The following is a 16,613-nucleotide window of genomic DNA, read 5'->3' on the forward strand; positions in this document are numbered from 1 at the left end:
CTTCCCCCCCCCCCCCGCCCCCCCCCCCCCCCCTCCCCCCACCCCCCCCCCCCCCCCCCCCCCCCCCCCCCCCTTCCCCCCCCCCCCCCCCCCCCCCCCCCGGGCCCGCCCGGTCGTGCGCCGGGGGCGCGTCCGGTGGCCGGGCCGTGGGCCCGGCGCCGCCCGGCCGCCGGGGCCGCCGGGTCCCGGCCCGGCGCGCGCCGCCCGGCGGGGCCGCCGCCGAACTCGGGCGGCCGGACCCCGACGACCGGTTCGCGGGCGCGGTCACCGTGGACGGCGCCGGGGTCGGTGACCGCGGTCCGGGCCGCCGGCCAGGGGGCGTGGCCGGACGGCAGCGGGCGCAGGCCCGTGTTCGGGCCCGTGCCGAGGATGTGCCCGCGCGGCGGTACCGGGACCGGTGCGGACGCGGGGGCCGCCGGGACGGATCCGGCTCCCCCGGCCGGGGCGGGCCCGGCCGGGGGAACGCGGGCGGGGCCCGCCCCGGCCACAGGGGCGGGGGCGGGCCTCCGGGCGCCCGTCAGGGGCGGCGTATCGCTCACGCGGCGGCCGCGCGGTCCAAGGCCCCGTCACCGGCCGGGGACGGCAGCGCCCACCACGCGGCCAGGCCGATGATCACCCCGGTGAGGACGGTGGAGGGGCCGCCGATGTCGGCGTACAGGAAGTCGGTCAGCTGCCAGACGAAGAGCCCGGCCGCGATCAGCCCGCAGTCCCGGATCCGGCGGGCGGCCGGATCGGGGGCCAGCACCCGCCGTACCCCGGCTACCAGCAGCGCCGCCCAGCCGCCCACGAGCGCGGTCAGCCCGATCAGCCCCTGCTCGCTCAGGACGAGGAGGTACATGTTGTGCGGGGAGAGCAGCGGCTGGCGGATGAAGGCCTGGCCCGCGCCCGCCGTGTCGCTCCCCGAGGACAGCCCCAGCGAGGAGTGGCTGTCGCGGTTGGCCGGGAAGCCCTTGAGGCCGACCCCGGCGGCCGGCCGTTCCCGCCACATCGATTCGGCCGCGGCCCACATCGTGTACCGGTCGGTCACCGACTGGTCGGGCGCGCTGGAGACCTGGGTGATGGAGCCCAGCCGCTCGGCGATCATCTCCGAGCCGAGGCCGAAGCCGCCCACCAGGACCACCCCGGCCGCGCCGAGCGCCACCAGCACCTTCAGCGCGCGCCGCACCCCGGCCATCAGCATCACGACGAGCCCGGCGCCGACGGTGGCGATCCACGCGCCCCGGCTGAAGGACAGCCCGAGCGGCACGAGCAGGGCGAGAGCCGAGACGGCGGCCGCGCGCCGGACCCGGTGCGCCAGCGTCGGGGTCAGCGCGGCGGCGGTGGCGATGATCAGCCCGTACGCCACCACGGTGGCCATGCCCATGACGTCGCCGGGGCCGAAGGTGCCGACCGCCCGGATGTCGGAGCCCTGGTAGGAGGCCCCGGTGCCGGTGGCGAACTGCACGACGCCCACCGCGCCCTGCACCAGCGCCAGCGCCACGAAGCACGCCCCCGCCAGCCGGAACTCCCGTGCGTCCCGCAGCAGCAGCACCACCGCGGCCGGGACCAGCACGAACACCTGGAGGTAGCGCACGAACCCGGGCAGCGCGGCGTACGGATCGGCGGCGGTGACGGTGGCGACGGCCAGCCCGGCGGCGGGCAGCCCCAGCAGGAACGCGCCCAGCGGGCTCAGCCGCCGCGTCCGCCCCCGCAGCGCCTGCACCGCGCAGCAGAACACCAGCAGCAGGGAGGCCGCGTCGGCCGGGGTGACCTTGCCGGAGGCGGTCGCGTCCCCGGCGGGCAGCGGGGCGCACAGCAGCAGGACGGTCGCGGCGAGCGGCAGCAGCGGCCAGTGCCGGCGCAGCGCGCCCGGGAGGTCGAAGCGGACCGGGGACGGGGCGAGGGCGGTGCTCATGCTCAGCTGCCTCCCAGCCGGAAGCGGAAGAAGGAGGCCGCGGTGCGGGCCAGGATCCACAGGTCCTGCCAGAGCGACCAGGTGTCGATGTAGTGGTTGTCGAAGCGGGCCCGGTCCTCGATGGAGGTGTCACCGCGCAGGCCGTTGATCTGGGCCAGGCCGGTGATGCCGACGGGCATCCGGTGGCGGGCCTCGTAGCCGAGGTGGATGCTGGCGAACTTCGCGACGAAGAAGGGCCGTTCGGGCCGGGGGCCGACCAGGCTCATGTCACCGCGCACCACGTTCCACAGCTGGGGCAGCTCGTCCAGCGAGGACTTGCGCAGGAAGGAGCCGACGGGGCCCATCCGGTTGTCGTTCGCGACGGTCCAGCGGGTCGCCGACTCGTGCTCGTCGGCCGGGCGCAGCGTGCGGAACTTGAGCAGGGTGAAGGGGCGCCCGTACAGGCCCACGCGCTCCTGCCGGAAGATCACCCCGGGGCCGTCGCTGAGCCGGACGGCGAGCGCGCAGGCGCCCATGACGGGGGCGGCGGCGCAGAGCGCGAGGGCGGCGAGGGCGGAGTCGATGAGCCGCTTCCCGTAGCGCTCCAGCGGGCGGGCCGGGCGCGGCAGCAGCGGCTGTACGGAGTAGCCCCACAGGTGGTCGGCGGGCTGCGCCACCCGCATGCCGGTGACCTTGGCGGTGCCGGCCGGGTCGGCGAGCCACAGGCGGCAGCCGTGGTCGTGGAAGAGCCGCACCAGCGAGGCGGTGCGCTCGTCGGCCTCCGGCGGGCGGGTGAAGACCGCGTGGCGCACGGAGTTCTGGATGACGGCGCGCCGGATGTCCTCGTGGGTGACGAGGACGGGCAGCCCGGTCCCGGTGACGTCGTCGGCGCCGCCCCCGGTGTCGGCCAGGCCGACCGGGCGCAGCCCGTACTCGGGCCGTCCGTGCAGGGCGCCGGCCACCGCGCCCGCCCCGGCGCCGGGTCCGACGACCAGGGCGGAGCGGGGGGAGCGCAGGGCCGTGCGCCTGCGGATCTGGTTGACCACTCCGCGCCCGGCGCAGGCCAGCAGGAACTGCAGGCCGACGCAGGTGAGCAGGGTGCTCCAACCGAGGGCCCGGTGCGGCTCGGCCGCGGCCACGACGGCGGCGACCGCGCACCACAGCACCGTCGCCCGGCCCGCCAGCGCGGGCAGTTCGAGGAGTGCGGAGGGTGCGAGGCGGGGCCGGTAGAGCCCGGCCTGGGCGTGCAGCGCGGCCGCGAGCAGCGCGATCGGGGCGGCCGCCTGCCCGGGCAGGTCCAGTCCGGGCAGCGTGGTCGTGGTGAGTACGGCGGCCAGCGCGTCGGCGGTCAGCAGCGGGCCGATCCCGTCGCGGCGGCGGACCCGCTGCGGCCGCAGGACGGGGCGGGCCTGTGCCGCCTTGGGGCCGCGCGGCGGGTGGATGGCGGTCGCGGAGCGCCGGACGGCGGTGGTGCCCGCGGGCCCCGTACCGCTCTGCCCGGTGGGCCGGGCGTGTGCGCTGTCCATCGTCATCGGCTGATGCGCTCCTGGTTCAAGGGCCGGGGCCTGCCCAGCAGTTCGTGATACAGACCGGTGACCGCGTCCGTGGTCCGCCGCACGTCGAGGTCCGTCCGCGCGTGCTGCCCCGCCCGCTCGCCCAGGTCGGCGAGCAGCCGGGGATCGGCCAGCAGCCGGCCGAGCGCCTTGGCCAGCGCCGTCGGGTCCTCCGGCGGCACCAGGCACAGGGCGCCCTGGCCCGGCGGCAGGCTCTCGCGGGCGCCGCTCACGTCGGAGACCAGGACCGGGCGGCCACACGCCATCGCCTCCAGCGGTGCGAGCGCCATCCCTTCCCACCGCGACGGAAGTACAACGAGATCGGCGGCCCGAAGCCACGGCCGGATGTCCGCGGCGGCTCCGGCGAAGTGCACCCCGGGCGGGGCGGCCCGGCGCAGCCGCTCCGCGTCGGGGCCGTCGCCGACCAGGGCCAGGCGCGCGCCCGGGACCGTGGCGAGCAGCTCCGGCCAGGCGCGCAGCAGCACGTCCTGGCCCTTCTGGTGGCAGATCCTGCCGACGCAGACGGCGAGCGGCGCACCGTCCGCGAAGCCGGGGGGCAGCGGCAGTGCGGCCCGGGCCTCCTTCGTGTCGACCGCCCGGGAGCCCTCGTCGGCGCCGCCGCGTCCACCGGGGCGGAAGTGGTGGAGGTCGACGCCGTTGCGGATCACGGACCAGCGGGCCCGGACGCCCGCCGACTCGCCCGCGCGCCGTTCGGCTTCGCTGACGCAGAGCACCCGGTCGGCCCAGCGCGCCCCGAACCGCTCCCAGCGCAGGGCGAGCGCTCCGGTGGCGCCACCCGCCGCGTCGAAGGACCAGGCGTGCGGCTGGAAGACGGTGGGCAGCGCGCCGCGCACGGCGAGCCGGCCGGCCAGGCCGGCCTTGGCGCTGTGCGCGTGCAGCAGGTCGGGGCGGATCCGGCGGACCAGCCGGGCGGCGCCGCTGATTTCGGCGGCGAGCCCGGGCCCGGGGGCCCGGCCGGCCCGCCAGGTGACCACTTCGGCTCCGGCGTCCCGGGCGCCGTCGGCGAGCTGCCCGCCGGGCGGGCAGCCGACGACGGCGCGCAGGCCGGCGGCGGTCTGGGCGCGGACGAGGTCGATGACGACCCGGGCGACACCGCCCTCCACGGGCTGGACGAGATGGAAGACGGTCACATGTTCTGACACATGCTCCGGCACTGGTTCTGACGGCACGTGGAGCGGTCTCCTGCGATCAGCGGCGCGCGTCGGTCTGAACGAAGAGCACGCCGAGGAAATGACCCTGGTTTTCGCCCGTGAACCTGAAGGTCAGGTTGCGGGCACCACCGGACAGGGCGGGACTCAGGTCGAACACGTCCGCGTCATATCCGAGATTATTCATATTTTCAGGCTGTCGTACCGACGCGGAATGCCCGAAATCGGTGATGGTCGAATTCATCACGTCATTGAAGGGGTTTTCGCCGTCGCTCAGATTCAACCGCCGACCACTGTCCGCGGTCACCATGAGTGAGTCGCCGAGCACCCCGCGGTCCCCGTCGTAACCGACCACCCCGACCCGGCCCGACGCCCCCACGGGTGCGTCCAGACCGGCGAGCTCCACCGTTTCCGCGGCCGTCGCACCGGCCCCGGCGCGCAGCTCCTCGAAGCCGTCCCACACCGACACCCGGCGCACCGGCTCCTGCGGCTGCTCGTAGGCCGCGACCAGCGTCCAGCCGCCCCACGCGCCCACGGGCGAGTTGCCCATGGCGATGTTCAGCTGGGCCACCGTCCACATCCCGGTGCCCCCCTTGCGGACCATCGGCGTGACGTCGGCCGACGCCTGGTAGGCATCGCTGCCCGCGTCGGAACGGTGCCCGATGACCGTGTCCGCCAGCACTTCCTTGTACGCGCCGCCCGGTTCGGCGACGAGCACGCGGCCGCTGTCCTCCGGCGGCTTCTGCTCCCCCACGCGCAGGTTCCCGCCCCAGTACAGCCGGGCGTAGGCGACCTTCGCCCCCGCCGGGATCTTCAGCTCGGCGCGGGTGGAGTTGTAGGTGTCGGGGTCCTTGTCGACCTCGCTGTAGAACATCTCGAAATCGCTGTTGACCCCCGCCGCCCCCCGCTTGACCTCGTCGCACGAGGCGGCCTGGGCGGGCTCCTCCCCGCGGCAGCCGATGCCCGCGTTGGAGGCCCGTACGAGACCGCCGTGCAGCTCGGCCTGGTAGCGCTGAGTGAAGGGGATACGGGCCATTTCCCGCCCGGCGGGAGCCGTCGGGGGGCCCGCGGCACCGGCCGCAGAAACGTTCATTGAAAGGGCGAGGCAGGACAGCAGGGCGAGCGAACCGAGGATTCTGCGGGAGGAACCCATGACCCTGTCTCCATTTTTCGATCAAGGGAACAAAACAGGAGTGAACTTTGTCAGAAATCAAGCTGGAAATCACGCCGGACTCGCGCGTACGGCCTTTTGGGCGATACCACGCACCCTTGCGGATGGGACGTCGTTATGGGGGTGCACCATTGTTCGAGCCGAAAGGGAAAACGGAGATGAAGAAGAGGCTGATGCGCGGCGCCACGCTGGCCGCGACGGGCGCGGCGGTGCTGATGGGCGGCGCGGGCCTCGCCTCCGCCCACGGTGGGGACGGTGCCTCCGCGCAGGGCGCGGCTACGGGTTCCCCCGGCGTCCTGAGCGGCAACCTGCTCCAGGTCCCGGTCGACGTCCCGGTGAACGTCTGCGGCAACACCGCGAGCCTGGTCGGCGTGCTGACCCCCGCCTTCGGCGCCACCTGTGTGAACGCCTGACCGTCAACCGCACCGCCCGAAACGTCGGCATCCGGGTGAATCGACGCAACCCATCGCGGTTGGCGACAGTTGTTCCGGGTGCTCCTGTACCGGGCAATCTTGCAGAAAAGGGACGATTGTGATCAAGAAGATGATGGCCACCGCGGCTGTTGCCGCCTCCGTCGTGGGCATGGGCGCGGCCATGGCCCCGCAGGCGATGGCTATCGGGAACGACAACGGAGTCAACACCACCAACGGCAACAACTCCGCCCAGATCTACGGCAACCAGGCCACCTACGGGAACATGAGCCCGCAGATGGCGCTGGTCCAGGGCTCCCTCAACAAGCCCTGCATCGCCCTGCCGGCCAAGGCCAACGTGCAGTCGGTGCTGGCCCTGGTGAACGTCGGCGTCCAGGACATCCCGATCCTGTCCAACCCGATGAACCAGCAGTGCACCGAGAACTCCACCCAGGCCAAGGGCGACGAGCCGCTGTCGCACATCCTGGACAACATCCCGGTCCTCTCGGGCAACGTCTCGAACGGCAGCTGACCGAAGGACACGCAGTCGGGGCCGCCGCACCTTCGGGTCGCGGCGGCCCCGCCTTGCGTCCGCTCCGCGTCCCGGAAATGCACGGACCCGCGAATTCGGCCCGGTCGGCCGCGGCGGGATACCGGAATTTTCCGGCTCCGGCGATTTCTTTCGATTCCTCGGGTTCCTGCGATTTCTGCGGTTTCTTTTCCCCGGGCGGCTCGTTGTTATCCATGCAGTGGACACGCCTCTGCGGGAAAGGATCTAAATTCTCATGACGTACAAGAAGGCAGTTGTGCTGGCCGCCGGCGTTCTGATGGCCGTCGGTGCCGCCGCCCCCGCCATGGCCGACGCCGACGCCCACGGTGCGGCCGTCGGTTCCCCCGGCGTGCTGTCCGGCAACCTGCTCCAGGTGCCGGTCCACATCCCGGTCAACGTCTGCGGCAACACGGTCAACGTGATCGCGCTGCTCAACCCGGCGTTCGGCAACACCTGCGTCAACGCCTGACGAAGCGCTTGAGCCCGCAAGGGCAGACCTCCTCGGGGTGGCCTCGGAGTGCACGGCGGTGCACTCCGGGGCCACCTCCGATTCAGCACCGGCGGCCTCGCCGGTAGACAGGGAAGGACCCATGCGACAGGTACTGAGCCGAAAGGTACTGGGCAAGGGAGTGCTCACGGCCGCGGCCGCGTCGAGCCTGCTGTCGATCGCGACCGGCGCCGCGTACGCGCACACGGGAGCCGCGGCCGAGGTCGCTCACTCACCGGGCGTGCTGGCCGGCAACAGCATCTCGGTACCGGTCACGTTCTCGCCGAACGTCTGCGGCAACAGCGTGGACGCGGGCGCCGGACTGAACCCGGCCATGGGCGGCACCTGCGTGACCACCGACGGCGGGGCGCACCACTCCGACCACGGCGAGCGCGCCGCGTACGAGCGTTACCTGAGCCCCGAGCAGGCAGAAGCCTTCGAGCGCTACCTCGACGAGCACCAGCGGGGGGCCGAGCGCGCACCGGCGGCGGAGCCCCGGCACCACGACGAGCGTCCGGGCAGCGGCAAGCACCGCATGCCGGAGCAGCGGACCCCGGAGCACCGGGTGCCGGAGCAGCGCGGCGAGGACCACGGGCCGGACCACGACCAGGGTCGGGACCACGGCCAGGACCACGGGCCGGACCACGGGCAGGGCCGGCCCGAGGGCGCCCATGCCCGGCCGGACGGCCCCGGCGGCGGATCCGACGAGGACTGCGACGAGCACCCGCGGGCCACCCCGGCCCCGGAGGCCCACCACGCGCCGCCCGCACCGCGCCCCGCGCCCCGGCCCGCCCACGCCAAGCCGAAGCCCGCCCCGGTGCACCACGAGGCCCCGGCCCCCGAGGAAGCCCCGGGACCCCGGCCGCCGCAGCACGGCAGCCAGGTGATCGAGCACCCGACGGCGCCGGCGCCGCAGGCGGCTCCCGCTCCGGCGCCCGCGCCCGCCGCGGTACCGCTCCCCGCGCCGGTTCCCGCGCCCGGGGCCGTACGTCCCGCCGCGCCCGTGGCGGACCAGCCCCCGGCCGCTCCGGCGGGCGACGCGCCGATCCACCTGCTCCCGGCCCCGGAGCCCGCCCCGGTCACGCTGCCGGCGCCCGCGCCGCAGACCCCGGCCCGGGCCCCGATGACGGGACCGATGCTGGCCGAGACCGGCGCGGGTCAGCCCGCCGCCGCCGCGGCCCTCGCAGCGGCCCTGCTGCTCGGCGGTTCGATCCTCTACCGGCGGTCGCGCGTCTCCTGACCCCGGGCCGCGCGCCCCGGTGAAGGTCATCGGAAAAGATTCGGAAAAGACGTCGGTCGGAGAATCCCCTCGGATTCTCCGGCCGATTCCGCATGGCCTGATCTCCACCCCCTCCGCATGCCCGTGTTCGACAAATTTCGGGACGGTTCGGGCGACAGAGTTTCCGGAGCGGCGGGTAATCGTTACGCAGGGCGAAAGTGACGCGACGGTCGTCACTGGAAAAGGATTTCGACGATGAAGTACACGAAGGTCGCCGCCGTGCTCGCCGGTTCCGTCGCCGCCCTCGGCGCCGTGACCCCCGCCTTCGCGGCCGAGGCGGGAGCCATGCCCCCCATGAGCCTGACGGGCGGTGCGACCGAGGTCCTCAACGCGGCGGCGCCCATCTCCGCCTCGCTCCCCCAGACGGTGGGCAACGGCCTGGCCGAGCAGGGCGACACGGTCGGCAAGGTGGTGGGCACCGCGCAGAAGGTGAACAAGCTGCGCAACGCCGGACCCACGGAGGCGCTGGGCGCCGCCAACACGGTCACCCAGCTGACGCCCATGCTGGGCGGCGTGAAGCTCAACAACGGCAGCAACTGATCCCACCGCGCCGCGCACGAACGACCGTGGGCGCCACCGGCGATGCCGGTGGCGCCCACGGTTACGTGCGGGGCTGACGTCAGTCGTTGACGCAGACGTTGCCGAACGCCGGGTTCAGCAGGCCGATGACGTTGACGGAGTTGCCGCAGACGTTGACCGGCACGTGGATCGGGACCTGGGCCAGGTTGCCCGACAGGACACCGGGGGAACCCACGGCCGCGCCCTCGGCCGAGGAGTCGGCGGCAGCGGAACCGGCGGCACCGGCCGCGGCGAGACCAGCCGCGGCCACGACCAGGGCGGCCTTCTTGGCAGAGTTCATGGGAATTGCACCTTCTGTTCGATGTCCTGCCCCGAACCGGGGCTCACATGGAGCGAAACGGTTCAACTCCCCGGACGACACGGCCCGGAACGCAATCCCACCTGTTCAGACCAATAGTCGTAACCGTGACCCCGCCCCCGCTCCGGCTAGCGGAACGGGAGGTCCGGCACGTCCGGGATCTCCGGCACCAGCTTGTCGTCCACGACGGGCGCCTTCGGCACCTCCGGGAGCTTGGGCACGGTGGGGAGGGTGGGCAGTTTGACGTCCGGGACCTTCGTGTCCGGGAGCTTGACCCCCGGAATCTCGGGGAGCTTGATCAGGCCCGTCAGGGACTTCAGCAGGTCTTCGAGGGTCTTGGTGAGGGTCGCGAGCAGGTCGTCGATGGGTCCGGCCGCCGCGACGCGCTCGTCGATCTGCTGCTGGACCGCGGCCACCCGCTCGGTGAGCTCAGCGGCCTTCCCGCCGTCGACCGCGCTCGCCGGAGCCGCGGCGCCGAGCAGTATGACCGCGGTCAGGGCGGACGGGACGAGGATGCGGACACGGGACGCCTTGATGCGGTGCATGACGGTTCCTTCGGGGATCGGGCCAGATCGGACCATGGGGGTCCGCTTCTCTCACCCACCGTGCTAATAGGTTCAACAGACCGCAACCGGACCGCGTCCACTGAGGGCTGCGTACGGGCTTCGCGCAGGCGTCCGGGGCGCTCTCACCCGGGCTGGGGAAAACCGGGCCCGGTGCGGGCCGTTTGAGTGAAGCAGCGGAACCAACCCCGCGACCGGGCAGTTGATCAGGGCGCTCCACTAGCGGGCACTCGTGCGACAAAAGGAACATGATGAACAAGCTCGTCCAGGCCACCCTGATCGGCGCGTCCGTGCTCACCGCGGGTGTCGCCACGGCCGCCCCGGCCCTGGCCATCGGCAACGACAACGGCGTCAACACCGTCAACGGCAACGGCGCCTCGCAGGTGTACGGCAACCAGAAGACCACCGGCGACATGAGCCCGCAGCTCAGCCTGGTCCAGGGCTCCGCCAACAAGCCCTGCATCGGCCTGCCGGCCAAGATCAACGCCCAGTCGCTGGTGGCCCTGGTCAACGTCGGCGTCCAGGACATCAACGTCCTGTCCAACCCGATGAACCAGCAGTGCACCGAGAACTCGACCCAGGCGAAGGGCGACGAGTCCCTGTCGCACATCCTGGACAACATCCCGGTCCTCTCGGGCAACCTCTCCGCGGGCAGCTGATCACCGCTTTCGATTCCGGTCCGGGCCCCCGCGCCCGTGGAGCGAAGTGACAGGGCCCCGGCAGCGTCCAGCTGCCGGGGCCCTCGCCCGTCGTGGGGCGGTTGCGGTCGGTCCAGCGCGCTCAGCCGGTCCAGAACTCCCACCAGCGCGTGAGGATCAGCATCCCGATCACGCCGACGTGCAGGGCGGGCGGGGCCCAGCCGAACTCCGTGAAGAAGGTCCGGACCGGAGCCGGGACGGGCAGGATGCCGCTGCGGACGGTGTGCGCGGTGACGGCCCAGAACATCAGCAGCGTCGCCACCCAGGCCAGACAGCACCACAGGCACAGCGCGTTGATCTCGTACAGCGACTGCACCATCAGCCAGGTGCAGAAGCCGACGCCGAAGAACGTGCCCGCGTTCAGCCCGAGCCAGAACCAGCCGCGGTGGCGGGCACCGGCCAGGACGGCCGCGCCGGTGCACAGCACCACGGCGTAACAGGCCAGCCCCAGCATGGGGTTCGGGAAGCCGAAGGCCGCCGCCTGGTCGCTCTGCATGACGCTGCCGCAGGACACCACCGGGTTGAGGCTGCACGCGGGCTTGAAGTCCGGGTCCTCCAGCAGGAGGAACTTGTCGAGGGTGATCACCCACGAGGCGAGCAGCCCGGCCGCTCCCGTGAGAACCAGCAGCCAGGCGAGTGCGCGGGGGGCCGCGACCGGTTCGCCCGGCTCGCCTTCGTGTCGACCGCGGGCCGGCCCCTGCTGGCGGGGGACGCCCACTGTATTCGTTGCCATACGGGCCATAGTCCCGCACTTCGGTACGGATCATGGTGAACCGGGGCTGTTCGCACGGAAGTTGACCGGATGGAGTGCCGGGAACACCGGGCACTTCCCGGACGTTTTACCGAACCCCGGACGTGATGTCAGAGCCAGGGGCTACGTTGAGCTTCCGCGACGTGACAAGCTGCGACGGCCTGGAGACCCACCTTGAGCGATCCGTACGAGACAACCGAGGCGCACGTCGAGCGACTCCTGGGCCGCGCCCTCAACTCTTTCGACCTGCCGGACCGCCTGGTCGAGCGGCTCGGCACGGCGCTCGCCCACAGCTCCTCGCTCCACAGCACGCAGCACGGCCCGGCGGCCGGCCACCGGCGCGAGACGCGCCGGCACGCCTACCTGCTCGCCGACGGCGGCTCCGTCACGCTGTGGGAGCTGGCCTACCGGCTGGAGCACGACCGGGCGACCCGGCACGAGATCTTCACCAGCAAGGCGGAGGCCGCCCTCGCCGCGGTCCGGCTGTTCGGCGAGGACCCCGCGGCGGTGCGGGACTTCACGCTGATGGAGGAGGCCGAGAGCGGTCTCGGCGACCAGGTGCTCGGCAGCCTCTTCGCGGCGTCCGCGCCGGTGCGGCCGCACCGGGAGTACGCGGTGGAGCAGTCCGCGGACCACGCCCGCCGGGTGCTGCGCCGGGCGGAGAACACCGACCGGCCGGGCGAGGCGGTCGCGCACCGGCTGACCTCGGCGTACGCGCACCGGATCACCCAGGCGTTCGGCACCCGGCAGTGCCTCGCGGACGGCCGGGGCGCCGGTTTCAGCCTCTACGAGCACGCCTTCGTCCTGCTGGACGGGAGCGAGCTGAGCCTGTGGGAGGTCGAGCACACCGCCACGCCCGACGGGCGGCACATGTGCGAGGTCTACGAGAGCGAGACGGCCGCGCGCGGAGCGATGGAGCTCCGCGCGCGGGTGAGGTGAGGCGGGCCGGGGCCGGGGTTCAGGCGGTGACCGGGGCCTTCGTCTCGGCGGCTGCCTCCGCGGGAGCCTGCGCCGGGGTCTGCGCGGTGGCCCCGCCGTCCGCCCGGCGGATGCCCTTGAGGAGGATGACCAGGCCCGCCGTGACGCCCGTACCGGCGGCGATCGCGATCAGGTAGAGCAGCGGGTTGCCGATCAGCGGGATGACGAAGATGCCGCCGTGCGGGGCGCGCAGGGTGCACTCGAAGGCCATCGAGAGGGCGCCGGTGACCGCGCCGCCCACCATGGAGGCCGGGATCACCCGCAGCGGGTCGGCCGCGGCGAAGGGGATGGCGCCCTCGCTGATGAACGACGCGCCCAGGAACCAGGCCGCCTTGCCGTTCTCCCGCTCCGTCGTGGAGAAGAGCCGGCCGCGCACGGTGGTGGCCAGTGCCATGGCGAGCGGCGGCACCATGCCCGCGGCCATCACGGCGGCCATGACCTTGAGGCTGCCCTCGTTGGGCGTGGCGAGACCTCCGATGGCGAAGGCGTACGCGACCTTGTTGAGCGGGCCGCCGAGGTCGAAGCACATCATCATGCCGAGGACGATCCCGAGGATGACCGCATTGGCGCCGGAGAGGCCGGACAGCCAGTCGGTCAAGGCCCGTTGGAGCGAGGCGACCGGCTTGCCGACGACGAGAAACATCAGGAAGGCCGTGACGGCCGAGCCGAGGAGCGGCAGCACGACCACCGGCATGATCCCGCGCAGTGCGGCCGGGACCTTCACCCGCTGGACGGCGAGGACCGTGCCACCGGCTATCAGGCCGGCGATCAGCCCGCCGAGGAAGCCGGCGTCGATGGTGAGGGCGACGGCGCCGCCGACGAAACCGGGGACCAGGCCGGGGCGGTCGGCCATGCCGTAGGCGATGTAGCCGGCGAGCACGGGCACGAGGAAGCCGAAGGCGAGACCGCCGGTCTGGAAGAGGAGGGCCGCCCAGCTGGCGGACTCGGTCCAGACGAAGTGGTCGGCGACGGAGGGGGCCTCGTTGATGCCGTAGCCGCCGATGGCGAAGGCGAGGGCGATGAGGAGGCCGCCCGCGGCGACGAAGGGGACCATGTAGCTGACGCCGGACATGAGCCAGGTGCGGAGCTTGGATCCGTAGCCCTCACCTTCGGCGGCCGGCTGCTGCTCCACGGGGGTCGGTGCGGTGCCCGTCTCGCCGCGGACGGCCTTCTCGCGGGCCTCCGCGAGGAGTTCGGCCGGGCGGTTGATGCCGGCCTTCACGCCGACGTCGACGGTGGGCTTGCCCGTGAAGCGGGTGCGGTCGCGGACGGGCACGTCGTGGGCGAACACGACCGCGTCGGCGGCCGCGACGACGGCGGGATCCAGCGGGGTGAACCCCGCCGAGCCCTGCGTCTCGACCGCGATCTCGATCCCCGCGGCGGTGGCAGCCCGCTGCAGGGCTTCCGCGGCCATATAGGTATGGGCGATCCCGGTGGGACACGAAGTAACGGCCACGACCCTGAACCCGGGGGCGTCGGCCGTCACGCCGCCCCCGGTCGCCGCCGCCTCCGGCGGGCCCTCAAACGCCGGGCGGGCTGAATGTGGCTGGGCCACTGCCTCAGCCTCCAGGTGGGGCTGGGCCACCGCAGCCTCGGGGAGGGGCCGGGCCACCGCAGCCTCGGGGAGGGGCCGGGCCGGCCCGGGCTCGGGGGCATTTTCAGCCTCGCCGGCGTTTGAGGCGCGGGTCCGGGCGGAGCCCGGGACGACGGGCGTCGCGTCGGCGGCGGCTGGCGCTGCCTCCGGCGGGCCCTCAAACGCCGGGCGGGCTGGATGTGGCTGGGCCACTGCCTCAGCCTCCAGGTGGGGCTGGGCCACCGCAGCCTCGGGGAGGGGCTGGGCCACCGCAGCCTCGGGGAGGGGCCGGCCCGGCCCGGGCTCGGGGGCATTTTCAGCCTCGCCGGCGTTTGAGGCGCGGGTCCGGGCGGAGCCCGGGACGACGGGCGTCGCATCGGTGGCGGGGGCGGGGGCGATCAGCAGGGCCGCTTCGGGGGCGGAGGCGGCCGTGCGGAGGGACGCGACGAAGTCGGGGCGCATCAGGCGGCGCGCCAGCGAGGACAGGATCGTCAGGTGCGCGTCGTCCGCCCCGGCGGGGGCGGCGATCAGGAAGATCAGGTCCGCCGGCCCGTCCGGCGCACCGAAGTCCACCCCGGCCGGGGCCCGGCCGAAGGCGAGGGTCGGGGCGGACACGTGCGCACTGCGGCAGTGCGGGATGCCGATCCCGCCCTCCAGCCCGGTCGGCATCTGCGCCTCCCGCGCCGCCACGTCCGCGAGAAACCCCTCCAGGTCCGTGACCCGCCCGAGCGCGAGCATCCGCCGGGCCAGCGACCGGACGGCCGCCTCTTTGGAGTCGGCGGCGAGGTCGAGATCGACCAGCTCCGCGGTGATCATCGTGGTCGGTTCGCTCATCGCTCGTCGCTCCGTTCGGACGGGGGCAGATCCAGGGGGAGGCCCAGGGCCAGGTCCAGCGGGACGTCCCGGGTGACGCGCACCGCGTCCGGCCGCAGGTCCGCGGGGGTCGGCATGGCGCTGCCGGGAAGCTGGACGGCGGCCGCGCCGTGGGCCAGGGCCGAGGCGAGGGCCACGGACCCGGTGCCCCCGGCGATCAGGAACCCGGCCAGGGAGGCGTCACCGGCGCCCACGTCGCTGCGTACCGCCGAGACGCTCGCCGTGCCGTGGTAGGTGCCCTCGGGGCCGACCAGGAGCTGGCCGTCCGCGCCGAGGGAGGCCAGTACCGCCCGGGCGCCCAGGCTCCGCAGCTCCTCGGCGGCCTTGACCGCATCGCCCAGGGTGGCCAGCGGGCGGCCGACGGCCGCCGCGAGTTCGTCCGCGTTGGGCTTGATCACGTCCGGGCGGGCCGCCAGCGCGGCCGTCAGGGCCGGGCCGGAGGTGTCGAGGGCGATCCGGGCGCCCGCCGCATGGGCGCGGGCGACCAGTTCGGCGTACCACTCGGGCGCGAGGCCCCGCGGGAGGCTGCCGCAGCAGGCGATCCAGTCGGCGCCGCCGGAGCAGCCGCGGACGGTCTCCAGGAGCAGGAGCGATTCGGTTGCGCTGAGTTCGGGACCGGCCGCGTTGATCTTCGTGAGGGTGCCGTCGGGTTCGGCGATGGCGATGTTGGAGCGGGTCTGGCCGGTGATCGAGACCGCGGTGACGTCCACGCCCTGGGCGCCGAGGAGTTCGGCGATGAGGGTGCCGGGGGCGCCGCCCAGCGGGAGGACCGCGGTCGTACGGACGCCCGCGGCGGCGACGGCCCGGGAGACGTTGACCCCCTTGCCGCCGGGGTCGACCCGCTCGGCGGTGGCGCGGAGCACTCCGCCGCGGTCCAGCGCGGGGACCTCGTACGTCCGGTCGAGGGAGGGGTTCGGGGTGACGGTGAGGATCATACGAGCACGACTTCCGTACCGGCGGACTCGATCGCCGCCTTGTGTGCCGGGGCCAGGCCCCGGTCCGTGATGAGCAGGTCGACCTCGGCGAAGGAGGCGAAGCGCGCGAACTGCTCCTGTCCGGACTTCGAGGAGTCGGCCAGGACGACGACGCGGCGGGCCGCCGCGACCGCGGCGCGCTTGACGGCGGCTTCGGCGAGGTCGGGGGTGGTGAGCCCGCCCTCGGCGGTGAAGCCGTTCGTCGCGAGGAAGAGGACGTCGGCGCGGATCTCGGCGTACGCGCGCAGCGCCCAGGCGTCGACGGCGGCGCGCGTGCGGTGGCGGACCCGGCCGCCGACGAGGTGCAGGTCGATGCCGGTGTGGTCGGCGAGCCGGGCGGCGACGGGCAGCGCGTGCGTGACCACGGTGAGGGCGGTGTCGACCGGAACGGCCGCCGCGAGCCGGGCGACCGTACTGCCCGCATCCAGGATCACGCTGCCGCCGTCGGGCAGCTCGGCGAGGGCGGCGGCCGCGATGCGGTCCTTCTCGTCGGCGGCGGTGGCCTCGCGCTCGGTCAGGTCGGGCTCGAAGTCGAGGCGCCCGGCCGGGATGGCCCCGCCGTGGACGCGGCGGACGAGCCCGGCCCGGTCCAGGGCGGTGAGGTCGCGGCGTACGGTCTCGGCGGTGACCTGGAACTGCTCGGCGAGGGAGAGGACGTCGACCCGCCCGGCCTCGCGGGCCATGCGGAGGATCTCCTGTTGGCGCTCCGGTGCGTACATGTGGGTTTACGTCCGTTCGATGCCCGACTCGGTGGGTTCTCTTCGAGAGTACGCCCGATCGGCCCGCAAACAAAGAAAAACGGGCACGCCCGCCAACAAAGGCGGACATGCCCGT

General features: G+C 73.7%; 17 protein-coding genes. 7 read left to right on the forward strand and 10 right to left on the reverse strand.

The window, feature by feature from the left end:
* Positions 1–535: 535 nt before the first annotated feature.
* The 4 genes from AC0693_RS28930 to AC0693_RS28945 are packed head-to-tail and all read right to left on the reverse strand — an operon-like array spanning position 536 to position 5,748.
* Positions 536–1,894, reverse strand: coding sequence for an O-antigen ligase family protein (locus tag AC0693_RS28930; protein ID WP_478803274.1), 1,359 nt, complete (start codon positions 1,892–1,894; stop codon positions 536–538).
* A 2-nt stretch (positions 1,895–1,896) separates the two neighbouring features.
* On the reverse strand, positions 1,897–3,405 hold the full coding sequence (locus tag AC0693_RS28935) for an exopolysaccharide biosynthesis polyprenyl glycosylphosphotransferase (protein WP_478803275.1): 1,509 nt from the start codon (positions 3,403–3,405) through the stop codon (positions 1,897–1,899).
* Positions 3,402–4,577, reverse strand: a complete 1,176-nt coding sequence (locus AC0693_RS28940; protein ID WP_469318254.1) for a glycosyltransferase — start codon at positions 4,575–4,577, stop codon at positions 3,402–3,404. Before AC0693_RS28940 ends, AC0693_RS28935 begins: the two co-directional genes overlap by 4 nt.
* A gap of 58 nt (positions 4,578–4,635) precedes the next feature.
* Positions 4,636–5,748, reverse strand: coding sequence for a DUF3344 domain-containing protein (locus AC0693_RS28945; RefSeq protein WP_478803276.1), 1,113 nt, complete (start codon positions 5,746–5,748; stop codon positions 4,636–4,638).
* A 176-nt stretch (positions 5,749–5,924) separates the two neighbouring features.
* Between AC0693_RS28945 and AC0693_RS28950 the strand changes: the two genes are divergently transcribed.
* From AC0693_RS28950 to AC0693_RS28970, 5 genes are all read left to right on the forward strand, one after another.
* Positions 5,925–6,179: a chaplin gene (locus AC0693_RS28950; RefSeq protein WP_478803277.1), complete on the forward strand. Its 255-nt coding sequence runs from the start codon at positions 5,925–5,927 to the stop codon at positions 6,177–6,179.
* A 118-nt stretch (positions 6,180–6,297) separates the two neighbouring features.
* Positions 6,298–6,708, forward strand: coding sequence for a rodlin (locus tag AC0693_RS28955; protein WP_356411735.1), 411 nt, complete (start codon positions 6,298–6,300; stop codon positions 6,706–6,708).
* 253 nt (positions 6,709–6,961) lie between these two features.
* Positions 6,962–7,195 carry a chaplin gene (locus AC0693_RS28960; protein WP_356411732.1) on the forward strand — a complete coding sequence of 78 codons (234 nt, stop codon included), beginning with the start codon at positions 6,962–6,964 and terminating at the stop codon, positions 7,193–7,195.
* Positions 7,196–7,316: 121 nt separating this feature from the next.
* Positions 7,317–8,453, forward strand: a complete 1,137-nt coding sequence (locus AC0693_RS28965; protein WP_478803278.1) for a chaplin — start codon at positions 7,317–7,319, stop codon at positions 8,451–8,453.
* Between the two features lie 234 nt (positions 8,454–8,687).
* Complete coding sequence (locus tag AC0693_RS28970) at positions 8,688–9,032, forward strand: hypothetical protein (protein WP_356411726.1); 345 nt, start codon at positions 8,688–8,690, stop codon at positions 9,030–9,032.
* A 79-nt stretch (positions 9,033–9,111) separates the two neighbouring features.
* On the opposite strand, the gene AC0693_RS28975 is transcribed toward AC0693_RS28970, so the two are convergent.
* The gene (locus AC0693_RS28975) at positions 9,112–9,351 is read right to left on the reverse strand and encodes a chaplin (protein WP_356411723.1); all 240 of its coding nucleotides are present in this window, start codon (positions 9,349–9,351) and stop codon (positions 9,112–9,114) included.
* A 146-nt stretch (positions 9,352–9,497) separates the two neighbouring features.
* Positions 9,498–9,914, reverse strand: coding sequence for a hypothetical protein (locus AC0693_RS28980; protein ID WP_478803279.1), 417 nt, complete (start codon positions 9,912–9,914; stop codon positions 9,498–9,500).
* Positions 9,915–10,183: 269 nt separating this feature from the next.
* Between AC0693_RS28980 and AC0693_RS28985 the strand changes: the two genes are divergently transcribed.
* Positions 10,184–10,591 (forward strand): rodlin, encoded by a 408-nt coding sequence (locus AC0693_RS28985; protein WP_385787603.1) that lies wholly within the window; start codon positions 10,184–10,186, stop codon positions 10,589–10,591.
* A gap of 121 nt (positions 10,592–10,712) precedes the next feature.
* On the opposite strand, the gene AC0693_RS28990 is transcribed toward AC0693_RS28985, so the two are convergent.
* Positions 10,713–11,363, reverse strand: coding sequence for a vitamin K epoxide reductase family protein (locus AC0693_RS28990; protein WP_478803280.1), 651 nt, complete (start codon positions 11,361–11,363; stop codon positions 10,713–10,715).
* A gap of 192 nt (positions 11,364–11,555) precedes the next feature.
* On the opposite strand from AC0693_RS28990, the gene AC0693_RS28995 reads away from it, so the two are divergent.
* The gene (locus AC0693_RS28995) at positions 11,556–12,320 is read left to right on the forward strand and encodes a DUF6227 family protein (protein WP_356411712.1); all 765 of its coding nucleotides are present in this window, start codon (positions 11,556–11,558) and stop codon (positions 12,318–12,320) included.
* 19 nt (positions 12,321–12,339) lie between these two features.
* Here the strand turns inward: AC0693_RS28995 and AC0693_RS29000 are convergent, their stop codons facing one another.
* Genes AC0693_RS29000 through AC0693_RS29010 form a run of 3 tightly spaced genes read right to left on the reverse strand, consistent with a single transcriptional unit; the run spans position 12,340 to position 16,498 of the window.
* Positions 12,340–14,766 (reverse strand): PTS fructose transporter subunit IIABC, encoded by a 2,427-nt coding sequence (locus tag AC0693_RS29000; RefSeq protein WP_478803281.1) that lies wholly within the window; start codon positions 14,764–14,766, stop codon positions 12,340–12,342.
* On the reverse strand, positions 14,763–15,740 hold the full coding sequence (gene pfkB / locus AC0693_RS29005; RefSeq protein ID WP_478803282.1) for a 1-phosphofructokinase: 978 nt from the start codon (positions 15,738–15,740) through the stop codon (positions 14,763–14,765). The genes AC0693_RS29000 and pfkB overlap by 4 nt, the downstream gene beginning before the upstream one ends.
* Entirely contained in the window at positions 15,737–16,498 is a 762-nt protein-coding gene (locus AC0693_RS29010; RefSeq protein ID WP_478743151.1) for a DeoR/GlpR family DNA-binding transcription regulator, read from the reverse strand. Before AC0693_RS29010 ends, pfkB begins: the two co-directional genes overlap by 4 nt.
* Between the last annotated feature and the right edge of the window lie 115 nt (positions 16,499–16,613).

It is taken from the genome of Streptomyces sp. NPDC043876 (genome assembly GCF_056435825.1).